This window comes from Streptomyces sp. ActVer, assembly GCF_027270795.1.
GTDB classification, from domain to species: Bacteria; Actinomycetota; Actinomycetes; order Streptomycetales; family Streptomycetaceae; genus Streptomyces; species Streptomyces umbrinus_A.
Genome location: NZ_JAPWHT010000040.1, coordinates 25,159 through 38,795, shown reverse-complemented (window position 1 = coordinate 38,795; position 13,637 = coordinate 25,159). Strand labels below are relative to the sequence as shown.

Annotated in this window: 9 protein-coding genes and 2 pseudogenes; 4 read left to right on the top strand and 7 right to left on the bottom strand. The window is 68.9% G+C overall.

Going from position 1 to position 13,637, the window contains the following annotated elements:
- From O3Q52_RS09645 to O3Q52_RS09630, 4 genes and pseudogenes are all read left to right on the top strand, one after another.
- Window positions 1-630 (top strand): annotated as a pseudogene (locus tag O3Q52_RS09645) (SAM-dependent methyltransferase); the annotation flags it as partial.
- Window positions 631-720: 90 nt separating this feature from the next.
- Window positions 721-2,730 carry a class I SAM-dependent DNA methyltransferase gene (locus O3Q52_RS09640; protein WP_269648403.1) on the top strand — a complete coding sequence of 670 codons (2,010 nt, stop codon included), beginning with the start codon at window positions 721-723 and terminating at the stop codon, window positions 2,728-2,730.
- Window positions 2,727-4,028 carry a restriction endonuclease subunit S gene (locus O3Q52_RS09635; protein WP_269648402.1) on the top strand — a complete coding sequence of 434 codons (1,302 nt, stop codon included), beginning with the start codon at window positions 2,727-2,729 and terminating at the stop codon, window positions 4,026-4,028. Before O3Q52_RS09640 ends, O3Q52_RS09635 begins: the two co-directional genes overlap by 4 nt.
- 2 nt (window positions 4,029-4,030) lie before the next feature.
- Complete coding sequence (locus O3Q52_RS09630) at window positions 4,031-7,228, top strand: type I restriction endonuclease subunit R (RefSeq protein ID WP_269648401.1); 3,198 nt, start codon at window positions 4,031-4,033, stop codon at window positions 7,226-7,228.
- 47 nt (window positions 7,229-7,275) lie between these two features.
- Here O3Q52_RS09630 and O3Q52_RS09625 read toward each other — a convergent pair whose 3' ends face one another.
- The 7 genes and pseudogenes from O3Q52_RS09625 to O3Q52_RS09595 form a co-directional block, all read right to left on the bottom strand.
- Window positions 7,276-7,689, bottom strand: coding sequence for a carboxymuconolactone decarboxylase family protein (locus tag O3Q52_RS09625; protein WP_269648400.1), 414 nt, complete (start codon window positions 7,687-7,689; stop codon window positions 7,276-7,278).
- 158 nt (window positions 7,690-7,847) lie between these two features.
- On the bottom strand, window positions 7,848-8,843 hold the full coding sequence (locus O3Q52_RS09620; protein WP_269648399.1) for a 3-oxoacyl-ACP synthase III family protein: 996 nt from the start codon (window positions 8,841-8,843) through the stop codon (window positions 7,848-7,850).
- A gap of 4 nt (window positions 8,844-8,847) precedes the next feature.
- Window positions 8,848-10,138: pseudogene (locus O3Q52_RS09615) on the bottom strand (beta-ketoacyl-[acyl-carrier-protein] synthase family protein).
- An 11-nt stretch (window positions 10,139-10,149) separates the two neighbouring features.
- Window positions 10,150-10,383, bottom strand: a complete 234-nt coding sequence (locus tag O3Q52_RS09610; RefSeq protein ID WP_055618755.1) for an acyl carrier protein — start codon at window positions 10,381-10,383, stop codon at window positions 10,150-10,152.
- A gap of 249 nt (window positions 10,384-10,632) precedes the next feature.
- The gene (locus O3Q52_RS09605; protein ID WP_269648398.1) at window positions 10,633-11,679 is read right to left on the bottom strand and encodes a beta-ketoacyl-ACP synthase 3; all 1,047 of its coding nucleotides are present in this window, start codon (window positions 11,677-11,679) and stop codon (window positions 10,633-10,635) included.
- Window positions 11,680-12,035: 356 nt separating this feature from the next.
- Complete coding sequence (locus tag O3Q52_RS09600; RefSeq protein ID WP_269648397.1) at window positions 12,036-12,473, bottom strand: cytidine deaminase; 438 nt, start codon at window positions 12,471-12,473, stop codon at window positions 12,036-12,038.
- A 460-nt stretch (window positions 12,474-12,933) separates the two neighbouring features.
- Complete coding sequence (locus O3Q52_RS09595; RefSeq protein ID WP_269648396.1) at window positions 12,934-13,428, bottom strand: ATP-binding protein; 495 nt, start codon at window positions 13,426-13,428, stop codon at window positions 12,934-12,936.
- Between the last annotated feature and the right edge of the window lie 209 nt (window positions 13,429-13,637).

Genomic DNA, 13,637 nt, shown 5'->3' with positions numbered 1-13,637 from the left:
TCCGACCTGGCGCGCGGCGGGGCCCTGACCGTGCTGCGGGCGGCGGCGCCCGGCACCCGCGGCTCCAAGGGCTCCGCCGCCCCCACCGTGGACCGGCCGGTCCTCACCGCCCAGGACGTCTCCACCGGAAACCCCCCGTCCGGCGGAGCCCTGGACCTCCACGCCGACGCCGCACAGCCCGTCGCTGCCGGGGACGTCCTCGTCCGCGCCCTCGCGGGCAGCGCCAACGAGTCCGCGATGACCCGGGTCGCGGACGACCGGGACGCCGGAGCCCTGCTCGGACAGCACATCCACCTCCTGCGCCCCGACCCGGCCCGCCTCGACCCGTGGTTCCTGGCCGGGTTCCTCGGCGCCGAGGACAACATCGCCTCCGCGTCCACCGGCAGCACCCAAGTGCACGTCACACCGGGCCGCCTGCGCGTACCGCTGCTGCCGCTGGAGGAACAGCGGCGCTACGGGGAGGCCTTCCGCCGCGTGTACGAGCTGCGCGCGGCCGTCCGCCGAACCGCCGACCTCGCCGCCGACTCCGCGGCCACCCTGACGACCGGCCTCACCGCCGGCGTACTCCTGCCACCGGACACCCCGGGCAGCCCGGATACGTCGGGCATCCCGGACAGCCGTTCTGTCTGAAACGCCCCACGCGTCCCACCGCGTACGACGACACTGGATCCCTGCCGTCCCCCGCCCGGACGGCGCTCTTCGGAAGGAAGCCGGGACCTCTTGAACAGCAGTAAGCACACGGAGTTGGCGAACCACGCCTGGTCCGTCGCCGATCTCCTGCGCGGCGACTACAAGCAGTCCGACTACGGCAAGGTCATCCTGCCGTTCACCGTGCTGCGCCGTCTGGAGTGCGTCCTGGAGCCGACGCGCGACAAGGTCGTCGAGACCGTCGCCAGGTTCGCGGGCCAGGACATCGACGCCGGCCACTTCCTGCGCAAAGCCTCGGGCCACTCCTTCTACAACAAGAGCGACCTCACGCTGCGGAAGATCGCGGCCGACCCGCAGAACGCGGCGAAGAACCTGCAGATCTACGTCGGCGCCTTCTCCGAGAACGCCCGCGAGGTCCTCGACAAGTACGAGTTCAACCAGCAGGTCAGGAAGCTCGACGGCGCGAACCTGCTCTACCAGGTCATCGGCAGGTTCACCGACCTCGACCTGCACCCCGACGTCGTGCCCAACCACAACATGGGTTACATCTTCGAGGAGTTGATCCGCCGCTTCGCCGAGCAGTCGAACGAGACCGCGGGTGAGCACTTCACCCCGCGCGAGGTCATCAAGCTGATGGTGAACCTGCTGGTGGCGCCCGACGCGGACGCCCTTACCGTGCCGGGTGTCGTCCGCACGGTCATGGACCCCGCCTGCGGCACGGGCGGCATGCTCAGCGCCGCCGACGACCGCATCAAGGCCCTCAACCCGGACGCGACGGTCGAGGTGTACGGGCAGGAACTCAACCCCGAGTCCTGGGCGATCTGCCGCTCCGACCTCATGATCAAGGGCCAGGACCCCGAGAACATCCGCTTCGGCAACTCCTTCTCCGACGACGGCCACGCCCGCCGCAGGTTCGACTACATCCTCGCCAACCCGCCGTTCGGCGTGGAGTGGAAGAAGGTCAAGGAGGAGGTCGAGTACGAGCACAAGTCGCTCGGCGACGCCGGCCGCTTCGGCGCGGGCCTGCCGCGCATCAACGACGGCTCGCTGCTCTTCCTCCAGCACATGATCTCGAAGATGAAGCCGGTGGACGTGAACGGCGGGGGCGGCTCCCGCATCGCCATCGTCTTCAACGGCTCCCCGCTGTTCACGGGCGCGGCCGAGTCGGGCGAGTCCAACATCCGCCGCTGGATCCTGGAGAACGACTGGCTGGAGGCGATCGTCGCGCTCCCGGACCAGCTCTTCTACAACACCGGTATCTCCACGTACTTCTGGATCCTGACGAACCGTAAGGACAAGGACCACAAGGGCAAGGTCGTCCTGCTCGACGCGCGCGACCAGTGGGTGAAGATGCGCAAGTCCCTCGGCGACAAGCGCAAGGAGCTGGGTGACGGGACGAACGGCCGCCCCGACCACATCGGGGACATCACCCGGCTGTACGCGGAGGCGCTTCAGGTCGCGGGCGATCCGGAGCACCCGCTGCACGGCAAGGTCAAGGTCTTCGCCAACGAGGACTTCGGCTACCAGCGCATCACGGTGGAGCGGCCGTTGAAGCTGCGCTTCGAGGTGACGGAGGAGACGCTGGCGGCGCTGGCGGAGGCCAAGCCGGTGGCGAGGCTGGAGCGGAGCGAGGAGTTCGTCGCGGCGGTGCGTACGCTGCTCGGCTCGTCGTGGGCGACCAAGTCCGACGCATTCATCGCACTCAAGGACGCGGTGGTCGCGGCCGGGCTTACGTGGCCGTCAGGAGCGCCGTTCGCGAAAGCGGTACGGGAGACGGTCGGTGTCCGGGACCCGGAGGGCGAGGTACAGAAGGTCAAGGGTGCGGCGGAGACGGATGCGGATCTGCGGGACTACGAGAACGTTCCGCTTGGGGAGGACGTCGAGGAGTACCTCAAGCGGGAGGTGCTGCCGCACGTGCCGGGCGCGTGGATCGACCACACGAAGACGAAGATCGGCTACGAGATCCCGTTCACGCGACATTTCTACGTGTACAAGCCGCCGCGGCCGTTGGCCGAGATCGACGCGGAGTTGAAGTCGCTGGAGGCGGAGATTCAGGGTCTGCTCGGGGAAGTGACCCAGTGAACACCTCAGCCGTCACACCGCCTTCCCTCAAACCCTCTGGCAGCTACGAACTTGTACGCCTCGGATATGTCGCGCGCTTGCAGAACGGGCTGACCGTCGATGCCAAACGGGACGTAACAGGTGACGTCGTCACCAGTCCGTACTTGCGTGTCGCCAATGTCCAAGCAGGGAGCCTCGACCTCGAATCGGTCACCGAGATCACTGTGCCTCGAAGTGTGGCCCAACGCTGCACACTTCGTCCAGGTGACGTCCTGATGACCGAAGGAGGGGACTTGGACAAGCTGGGCCGTGGGACGGTCTGGCAGGGCGAACTTGACGGGTGCCTGCACCAGAACCACATCTTCGCGGTCCGCCCCGATCCACAGCGACTCAGCGGCCGCTTCCTCGCCTACGTGACCCAGTCTCTTTACGGCCGTCACTATTTCGAGAGCACCGGCACGAGAACCACAAACCTGGCTTCCACCAATAGCAGCAAGATCCAGAGTTTCCCTCTGCCGCTTCCGCCTCTGAATGAGCAGCGCCGCATCGCCGACTTCCTCGACGCCGAGACCGCCCGGGTAGACCGCATGGCTGCCATCAGGAGGCAGCAGATCGACTTGTTGGGGCCGTCAGAGGCCAGCGTCATCAGCGAATACTTGGAATCTACCGCTGGAACCCCAACGCGAGTGAAGCACCTTGCGACGAGGATCACGAGTGGACCCCGGGGTTGGGGCGACTTGGTAACGGATCAAGGATCCCTGTTCCTTCGGATCACCAATGTCCCGAGGCGTGGAATCACACTTGATCTCGATGACTCTCTGTATGTAACCGCACCATCAGGTCCAGAACGAGAACGGTCGCGAACCCGACCCGGGGATGTCCTCGTCAGCATTACCGCAGATATCGGATCAGTGGCCATCGTCGATGACCGAGCCACAGATGCAAATATCAGTCAGCATGTTGCAATGGTCCGCCCAGACCAGAGTTCTTGTAACCCCACATGGCTGGCCTACGCCATCAAGTCCGCCCGGTCAAATCAGTTTCTGCGCATGAACAGTTACGGCGGAACCAAGGTGGGACTTGGGCTTGGCGATGTCGCAAATTTGGCGATTGAGGTTCCGGATGTGAGGACGCAGGAGCAGTCCGCATCACGAATCACCCGGACCCTCGTACAACGCGAATCCCTACGCCGCCGGATGATCGTCCAACGGGCTCTGCTCGCTGAGCGTCGCCAAGCCCTGATCACCGCCGCCGTAACCGGCCAGTTCGACGTCTCCACCGCCAGCGGACGCAACGTAACGGACGGAGTGAGCGCATAGCCATGAGCCCCATCCACACGGAGTCCGCCTTCGGCGACGCCATCGTCGCCGCCATGGTCGAGCGCGGCTGGCGCGAAGCACGCCCGCAGGACTACCGGGCCGATCTCGGCCTGGACACGAACGAGTTGTTCACCTTCATCGGCGCGACCCAACCCGACGAGTGGAACGAACTCCTCACCGTCTACGGCAACGACCCGACCGAGGCACAGCGCGGATTCGCCAGCCGCCTCGATCAGGCCATCGCCACCAACGGGCTCCTCGATGTCCTCCGCAACGGCGTCAAGGACCGGGGCGTCCTGCTCCGCGTCGCCTACTTCAAACCCAACCTCGTCGCCCACGACTCCGTACTCGACGGCTACCGGGCCAACCGCCTCACCGTCGTCCGCGAACTCGAGTACGCGACGAAGCAGGCCGACTGGGGCAACCGGCTCGACCTCGCCCTCTTCCTCAACGGAATCCCCGTCGCCACGGCCGAGTTGAAGAACCCGCTGACCAAGCAGGGGGTGGAGCAGGCCAAGGAGCAGTACCGCACCGACCGCGACCCCACCGAGCTGATCTTCACGCGCCGCGTCGTCGCGAACTTCGCCGTCGACCCGGACCTGGTCTTCGTCGCCACCCAGCTCAAGGGCAAGAACACCCGCTTCCTTCCGTTCAACACCGGCTCCAACGGCCCCGGCCAGCCGGGCGGAGCAGGCAACCCGGACCCGACCGCCTACGGCACGTACGCAACCTCCTACCTCTGGGAGCAGGTCTGGCAGCCGGACAACTGGCTGGACCTGCTCCAGAGGTTCGTGCACCTGCAGAAGACCAAGACGCCCGGCGGTGGCAGCACCAAGACGATGGTCTTCCCCCGGTTCCAGCAGTGGGACGCGGTCAAGAAGCTCACCGTGCACGCCGCCACGCACGGCGCGGGCCACGACTACCTGGTCATGGCCTCGGCCGGCTCGGGCAAGTCGAACACCATCGGCTGGCTCGCGCACCGCCTCAGCGACCTGCATACCCCCACCGATCCGCGCGAACTCGACGCCGAGGCCATCGCGAAGGGCCTCAAGCCGGGCGTGCCGGTCTTCGACAAGGTCATCGTCATCACCGACCGCCGCAACCTGGACGCCCAACTCCGGGAAACGGTCGGCAACTTCGAGCAAACGGCAGGCCTCGTCGTGAAGATCGACGAGAAGCACGGGGCGAAGGGTGAGCAGCTCGCCAAGGCGTTGTCCCGCGACACCGGGAAGATCGTCACCGTCACCCTGCACTCGTTCCCGGCGCTGATCTCGTACATCGAGCGCAACCCCACGGAGATCCGGGGCAGCCACTTCGCGATCATCGTGGACGAGGCCCACTCCTCGCAGTCCGGCGACGCCGCCAAGGACGTACGGGCCGCCCTGCGTGACCTCGGCCTGGACTCCGACTCGGACGACGCGGGCGCGACCACGGTCAAGGCCGAGGGCGCTCCCCTGGACGAGCAGCTCAAGAAGCGGGCCGAGCAGCGCTCCCGCGCCGCGAACCTCTCCTACTTCGCCTTCACCGCCACACCGAAGGCCAAGACCCTCGAACTCTTCGGCACGCTCCAGGACATCGACGGCAAGGCGACCTACCGGCCCTTCCACACGTACTCCATGCGGCAGGCGATCGAGGAGGGCTTCATCCTCGACCCGCTGCGCAACTACGTCACGTACAACACGTACTGGAAGCTGGTGAACCAGAACCCCGACGAGCGGGAGGTCGACCCTTCGAAGGCGAACAGCCTGCTCGCCCGGTACGCGCTGACCCATGACTCGACCGTCGCCCAGCACGCCCAGGTGATCGTGGAGCACTTCGTGGCGCACAGCCGGGGCCGCCTCGGCGGGCGGGCCAAGTCGATGGTGGTGACCGCGTCGCGGCAGTCCGCCGTACAGATGGCGCGCGCCATCAAGAGCTACATCAAGGACCGGGACTACGACACCAAATACCCCGACCTGGGTGTCCTCGTCGCCTTCTCCGGATCGCTCACCGTCGACGGCGAGGAGACCACCGAGCCGAAGGAGAACGGCGGGCTGTCGGAGAGCGCGCTGCCGAAGGCGTTCGCGTACACGCGTGTCGACGACAAGGCCGCCCGAGCCGGTGGTCCGGGCCAGCGCGAGTACAAGATCCTGGTCGTGGCGGAGAAGTACCAGACCGGCTTCGACCAGCCGCTCCTCACGACGATGTACGTCAACAAGACGCTGACCGGCATCTCCGCCGTCCAGACCCTGTCCCGGCTGAACCGCACCGCCGAGCGCAAGACCCAGGCCGACCTGGCGGTCCTCGACTTCGTCAACGACGCCGAGGACATACAGGAGTCCTTCCGCCCGTACTTCGAGGAGGCGAACACCCTCCCCTCCGACCCCAACCTGCTCTACACCGCGCAGAGCCGGGTCATGCAGGCGGCGATGCTGTCCGGGCAGGAGATGGACGAGTTCGCCGCCGCGTACTTCGCCGCCAAGGAGAAGGCGGCGGGCTCGCAGTCCAAGTGGGAGAAGCTGCACGCCGAGCTGTACCGGCTGCTCTCCCCCGCCGTCGCCCGCTTCACCGCGCTGCTCGAAAGCGAGGACGAGGACGACCAGGAGGCGGCGGAGGGCTTCCGCGCCGACCTCAACGACTACGTCAGGAAGTACGGCTTCCTCGCGCAGATCGTCCCCTACCGGGACGCCGAGCTGGAACGGCTGCACCTCTACGGCCGCTACCTCCTCAACCGGCTGCCGCGCCGGGCGGACGGCGGCGTGGACATAGGGGAGGTCGACCTCAGCCATATGCGGGTGGAGAAGACCGGCGAGTACGACGTCTCCCTCGCCCCCGAGGGGCCGGCGACGATGCCGGGCTTCGGCGACGGCTCGGGCGGCGCGAAGGAGGCGGAGAAGTCGCTGCTCTCCGAGTTGATCGAGAAGTTCAACGAACGGTTCGGCACCGAGTTCACCGAGCAGGACGTCATCCGCCCGTTCGAGGAGGCCAAGGCCGACCCGAAGGTGCGGGCGGCGGCCGTCGTCAACGACGAGGAGAACTTCGGCCTCGTCTTCGACAACGTCTTCGCGGACAAGATGGCCGACCACATCGACACCATCGCGGGCATGGGCCGCCAGTACTTCGGCCCCGACAAGGGCTTCAAGTCCAGCCTGGACCGCAGCGCCCGCAAGGCCGCCTGGCGGATGATCCGCCGCGAGGAGGGGCTGGACGACGACATCTGACGTGTACGCCCCGGCTGGGTGACCGGCCGGGGCGTCCTTCGAGAACGTCACCAGCACGGCCGGAAGTACAGGTTTTCCTCCGGCGCCCAGGGGTGGGTGTGCGGGTCGGTCGCCGTGGCCTCGATCTCCTCCGCCGTCAGGCCGGCCTGCGCGGCCGGTGTGCGGTGCCGCTCGTACACGTACGCCGCGTCGAGCCGGTGCGCCGTGCGCAGGACGACCAGCTCACGTCGGCGGTGACCGAGGGTTCCCTCGTGGGTGAGTACGCGGGCGAGGGAGAGCCAGGCCTGAGCCAGGGCGGGGTGGTGGGCGAGGGTGCCGAACAGGTTCTCCCGGCCGGGACCGTCCGCGTGGGAGTCCGCGAGCAGCGACCGCAGGACCGGGGGCCACTCGGACGGAGGGAGGGGAGCGATGCGGGGTGGGACGGGGGTGTGGAGTGCGGGGTGGGCGGGCGACGAGGGCATGAGGGGAGCTTTCGCGTTCGTTCGTACGGGGTTGTGGCCCGCGTCGGGCACTGGTCCGTGTTCCGTGTGAGGCAACGGAGTTGTGTCAGGCGCCGGGCGAGGTCACATCCGGCACCGGAGTCATGTGCGGCACCGGAGCGGACCGCATCCGGCGTCGTTCACCACCGGCAGATCACCACTCCCGCGCTGGCCCCGCTCGCGAAGCCGAACATGCCGACCAGGTCGCCGCGTTGGAGGCGGCCGGTGTCGAGGGCGGTGGCCAGTTGGAGGGGGATGGTGTTGGTCGCCACGTTGCCGTGGGTGGGGAAGGTGGCCAGGATCCGGCTCGGGTCGACGCCCACCCAGTCGCAGACGACGCGGGTGAACGGCACCGACGGCTGGTGCACACAGACGAGGTCCAGGTCGTCGCCCTCGACTCCCAACTCCCCTAGCGCTCCTCGTACTTTGTCCGGCAAGCCGTCGAACGAGGCCGCCAACTGCGCGGAGTCGATGCGCAGATGGCCGAGTCGGCGGTGTTGCGCGTACGGGTTGGGCAGGGTCGCCGCCTGCCAGCCCCAGGAGTTGGCGAAGAAGCGGGAGCCCAGGATGCCCGGCCGGTCGCTCGCCTCGACCAGGAGGGCGGAGCCCATGTCGCCGGTGCTGAGGCTGGGCAGTGCGGTCGACACGTCCGCCGGATCGTCCACCGTCCAGCGGCTTTCGCGGGTACTGACCTCGGCGGTGGCCACCAGCACCCTGCGGTACTGACCGGCCCGGATGAACGCGTCGGCGACCTCCAGGGCGTTGAGGACTCCGTTGCAGGCGTTCTTCAGGTCGAACACGGGACACCGCAGGCCGAGTTTGTCGGCGACGACGTGGGCGGTGGCCGGCTCCTCCATGTCGGCGAGGATGCCCGCGTACAGGAGCAGGTCGATGCCGGCCGGATCGGTGCCGGTGTCCGCCAGCAGGTCGCGCGCCGCGTGGACGGCCAGGTCGGAGGGTTGGTCGAGGTCGTCGGCCACGGTGCGCTCGGCCAGCCCGTACATGCGCTGGAGCACCCCGCGGGACAGCGGGTGGGTGGGATTGCCCGCGCGGAATCGGTCTTCCACCGCGGCCACGCTCTGCCGCCCCTCGGGGATGTGGACGGCCGCGTGAACGATGGTGCTGTGAAAGGTCAATTGGTCATTCCTCGGTGAAGAGCAGCACGACGTTGTGCCCGCCGAACCCGAAGGACTGGCTCACGGCGGCCCTGACGCGCTGGGCACGGGGCTGGCCCGTCACACAGTCCAGGTCGAAGGCGAGGTTGCCTGGCGTGAGGTTGGCGATCGGCGGCACGGTGGAGTGCCTGATGGTCAGTGCCGTCAGCGCCGCCTCGATCGCGCCCGCGGCACCGAGACTGTGCCCGAGGACCCCCTTGGCGGCGGTGACGCTGGGGCGGTGCGGGAGCACGCGGCCGATCATCTCGGCCTCGGTCAGGTCGTTGAGGGGCGTCGAGGTGCCGTGGGCGTTGACGTGGTCGACGTCCGCGGGACACAGGTCCGCCTCCGCGAGCGCCGCCCGCAGCGCGGTCTCGGCATGAACTCCGCCGGGGGAAGGGGCAGTTGGGTGGTACGCGTCCGAGGTGAGGCCGGCGCCCGCGAGCTGGGCGTAGGCACGTCGGCCGCGCGCCCGCGCGTCCTCCGGCCGTTCCAGTACGAGTACTGCGGCGCCCTCGGAGATCACGAAGCCGTCCCGGTCCGCCGCGAAGGGCCGTGAGGCCGCCCCGGGGTCGCCGGTGCGGGACGACAGCGCCCCCATCCGCTGGAAGCCGGACGTGATCACCGGGGTGACGGCGGCCTCCGCGCCGCCCGCGACCGCGACGTCGCACAGCCCGGCCAGGAGCAGATGGCGTGCCGTGGCCAGGGCGCTCGCCCCGGACGCGCACGCGGTCTCCGTGGCCAGCGACGGGCCGCGGGCACCCAGGTCCAGCAGCACCTCGCCCGCCGCCATGTTGGGGATCAGCATGGGCACGAGCGCGGGAGAGACCAGCTCGGGTCCTCCGTGGTGGTGGCGGAGGGTCTGGTCCTCCAGGTGCGCGGCGCCGGCGAGACCCGAACCGATCACTACGGCGACGGGTCTGGTCCTCCAGGTGCGCGGCGCCGGCGAGACCCGAACCGATCACTACGGCGACCCGCGCGCCGTCCCACGCGGTGGGGTCGAGGCCCGCGTCGGAGACCGCCTCGCGCGCCGCGAGTACGGCGAGCCGGGTGAAGTGGCCCATGCGCCAGGCCTTGCCGCCGCCGATGCGGGCCTGCTCCGGCGTCATCGCCGGAACCCGGCAGGAGAAGTCGACGGCGCATTCCTTGAGTTCGGGGTCCGCCGTCGCGACGGAACGGCCGCGCAGGATCCCCACCCATGTCGACTCCCGGCCGACACCGGCCGGGGTGATCAGACCCAGACCGGTGACGGATACGGGCGTACGCAGGGCGGTCATCGGGCCCGCCATCAGGCCCGCTTGGCGTTCAGCGCGGCGACGAGCTCACCGACCGTGCTGTGCTTGGCCGCCTCGTCCTCCTCCACTGGGACACCCAGCTCCTCCTGGAGCGCCAGGGCGAGTTCGGCCAGCGCGAGGGAGTCGAGGTCGAGACTCTCCAGGGTGGCCTCCGGACGAATGCTCTCTGGGCTGACCTCGAACTTCTGCGTCAGTACGGCGGTTACGGCGGTCTGGGCGGGGGACATGGACGTTCCTTTCAGCGGGAGCGACGGGGTAGATGGGTTCAACGGGATCGGCAGGCGCAACGGGGTTGATGGCCATGGGGCCTGGGCCATGGGGCCTGGGCCATGGGGCCTGGGCCATGGGGCCTGGGCCGGGACATGGAGGCGTGGGCCGGTGGGCGGGGTCCTGAGGATGAGGGGGACGGGCAGGGAGTGGCCGGGACGCCTTGGGACGGGCGGTGACAGACGGCGGCAGGCGACGACAGACGGGCGTCAGGCGAGCGGGGCGGCCCACGTGGGCGAGGCGGCACCGTCCACATGCGGCACGGGTGGCAGCTCCGGCCACAGCAGTGCGGCCGAACCCCAGGTGAGCCCGGCCCCGAAGGCCGTCAGCAGTACGCGCTGTCCACCGCGCAGTTCGCCCCGGGCCGCGGCGTCGGCCAGGGCAAGGGGGATGGAGGCGGCGCCGGTGTTCCCGACCCGCTCGATGTTGGTGATGTGCCGGTGGGCGGGTACGGGGATGCGGGCCCCGACGGCGGACAGGATCCGGGCGTTGGCCTGGTGGGCGCAGAAGTGGTCGACGTCCTCGGCCGACCAGTCCGCGTGCTTGAGTACGGTCCGGGCGGACTGGGACATGCGCGTGACCGCGTGCTGGAACACCTCGCGTCCCTGCATACGGAAGTAGCGGTCGTCCGGGCCGTAGCCGTCGGGACGGGCGCGCTCCAGTGCGCCGCCGCCGGGCACCTGGATGAGGGTGTCGCCGGAGCCGTCGCTGCCGAGGTCGAACGCCACGACGCTGCCCGGCTCGCCCTCGGCTCCGCGCCGCAGTACGGCCGCCGCGGCGCCGTCGGCGAACACGATTCCGGCGGAACGGTCCTGCGGGGCGATGAGGGTCGAGTACACCTCGGCGGCGACCAGCAGCACGCGTTCGGCGCACCCGGAGGCCAGGGCGCCGGCCGCGGTGGCGAGCCCGTAGACGAATCCGCTGCACGCGGCGGACACGTCCCACGCGGCCGCCCCGCCGAGGCCGAGGCGCGTGGCCAGCCGGGGCGCCATGGCAGGCATCGGCCGGTCGGGAGTGGAGGTGGCGACGACGACGGCATCCACCAGCGGACGGCCGGCGACGGTCAGTGCCTTGCGGGCGGCCTCCAGCGCGAGATCGCCGGTGGCCACGCCGGGGGCCGCCCAGCGTCGCTCGCCGATGCCGCTGCGTCTGCGTACCCAGGCGTCGTCGACACCCCACGCGACGGGCAGATCGTCGTTGGCCACCGTGCGCGGGGGAACGAAGCCTGCGATGCCTTCGAGAACAGCCACTGTCACCGGGTGGCTCCACCGCGTCCGGCCGACAGCCGCGTCATCAAGAAGGGTTCCGCGCAAGGGAATTGGAAGGTCACACATGCCTCAATGGAGAGTGATCTTGAACGAGCGGCACGACTTTAGATCGGATCAAGATCACGCCGAGCCGCGACACCATCCGAACTGATGAGCCACCCACCCCGACTGGCCGAAAAGTGCCAGCTCAGTGACCGGAATGCAGAAACGTCACGGCCGTTGCGCCATTTGTTTGTCACTCGAAAGACGTCAACGGCGGACAACCATTCGAGAGCTGCCGGATTGCGCCCCCCTGGTCCGAGACGGGCGGGCGGACGTGATCGGTCGGGGGTCCGCCTGGTGTGTCAGTTCGTACTGAGTGGTGTGCTCTCCTCGGCGTCGAGCTGGTGGTCCGCCCAGATGTAGCTTTCGGGGAGCAGGTCGGTGACGGGTACCGTCCGGGGGCCGTCGTTCGTTCCGACGATGACCTTGAGTGCCGGGAAGTAGTCAAGAAGGACCTGGCGGCAGCGGCCGCACGGGGGCACGACGCCTCGGTCGCGGTCGCCCACGGCGACGATGGTGTCCAGGTCATGGACACCCTGGGCGGCGGCGGTGCCGATCAGGACCAGCTCCGCGCAGGGCCCTCCGGTGAAGTGATAGGCGTTCACCGCGGTGACGATCCGGCCGTCCCGGGCGCGGGCCGCGGCGGCCATGGTGTGGTTGTCGCCCCGGCAGCGGGTGGCAGCGATGTGTGCTGCTGCCCGGATCAGTTCGTCGTCGACACGGTCGGTCTTTGGGGTCATCTTCTCTGCCTTCACGCGGTGTCGGTCCCTCGACAGCTTCCGTCGCACTCGTCATGCCTGGCCAATGCCCGAGTTCAGTTGGCCGACCGCTCTCAGGTGCCGTCCCCTGAGTCCATCGAGCAAAGCCGGCCGGCAACCGTCTCCGCGCTGCCCGTTGGATCTCACGTCGGCGGACGAGTCGTCGGGCGCCGGCCGTTCGGGGTGTTCCTCCTGATCGACGGCGTACCCAACGCCCTTGGCCTTGCTGAGATCACCGCCATGCCGCACAGGACGGAACTGCCCGTCGTGGGTACCACCGTCGCCGGCGTGGTGCTCTGGCACGCGGAGCGCAACCTCCAGGTGAAGACCAAGCTCGACGAATGGGACCTGCCCGGCTGAGCCCCTCCGGGGCGCCGCCGCTCGCACCACCGCTCGCACCACAGCCGCACCGGATCGATCACCGGCACCGGGCGGGCCCCGGTCATCCCGTCCGCCCCGAAGGCGGTTCGTCGAACAGGTCGAGTTCGGTGCTGGTCGGGGCCTCGAAGAGTTCTGCGTACGGCTCGAGCATCTCGCGAGTGATCCGGGCCGTCCCCCGCTCGTCCTTCTCGTTGCGGGCGTCGAGGCGGCGGCACAGTTCGTCGATCGGCGCCGCCAGGTAGTGCAGTTCGACGGGTACGCCGAGTGCGCGTGCCCCGAGGCGTTTCTCGTCCCGCTCGGAGCGTGACCAGAAGCCGAACTCCAGGATCACAGTCTGACCGAGCTTCAACAGCTCCTGGGCATGCTGGGAGAACCGCCTCTCCAGCCGGTCTCGCGCCCGCACATCGAACAAGTCGAAGCCGAGATCCACCATCCATTCGTCCGGGCACAGACGCACGGCCGGAATCTCGCTCGCCAGGCGCCTGGCCAGCGTCGTCTTCCCGGAACCAGGGAGTCCGCACAGCAGAATCAGGCTCGGCTCGTGTCCCGCGTCCACCAGGTTCCTCCACAGCGCCTCAGGCTCATCAACGCCGCACATGCTGACGCAGCCGAGCCGAACCATGGAACTGGATTTCAGTGACACGGGTCCGGAAGCGGAAGCGGAGCCCAACCGGCCGGCGACGGATCGACAGACCGACCGGCTGACCGGCTGACCGGCCACCCGCCATCCCCCACCTCCGCCCTCAACCCTCAACCCTCAACCAG

What these genes read in the sequence shown, in the direction of transcription:
- O3Q52_RS09600 (WP_269648397.1), bottom strand. Translation starts at nt 12,473, where the DNA reads ATGACCCCAAAGACCGACCGTGTCGACGACGAACTGATCCGGGCAGCA.
- O3Q52_RS09610 (WP_055618755.1), bottom strand. Translation starts at nt 10,383, where the DNA reads ATGTCCCCCGCCCAGACCGCCGTAACCGCCGTACTGACGCAGAAGTTC.
- O3Q52_RS09630 (WP_269648401.1), top strand. Translation starts at nt 4,031, where the DNA reads ATGAGCCCCATCCACACGGAGTCCGCCTTCGGCGACGCCATCGTCGCC.
- O3Q52_RS09625 (WP_269648400.1), bottom strand. Translation starts at nt 7,689, where the DNA reads ATGCCCTCGTCGCCCGCCCACCCCGCACTCCACACCCCCGTCCCACCC.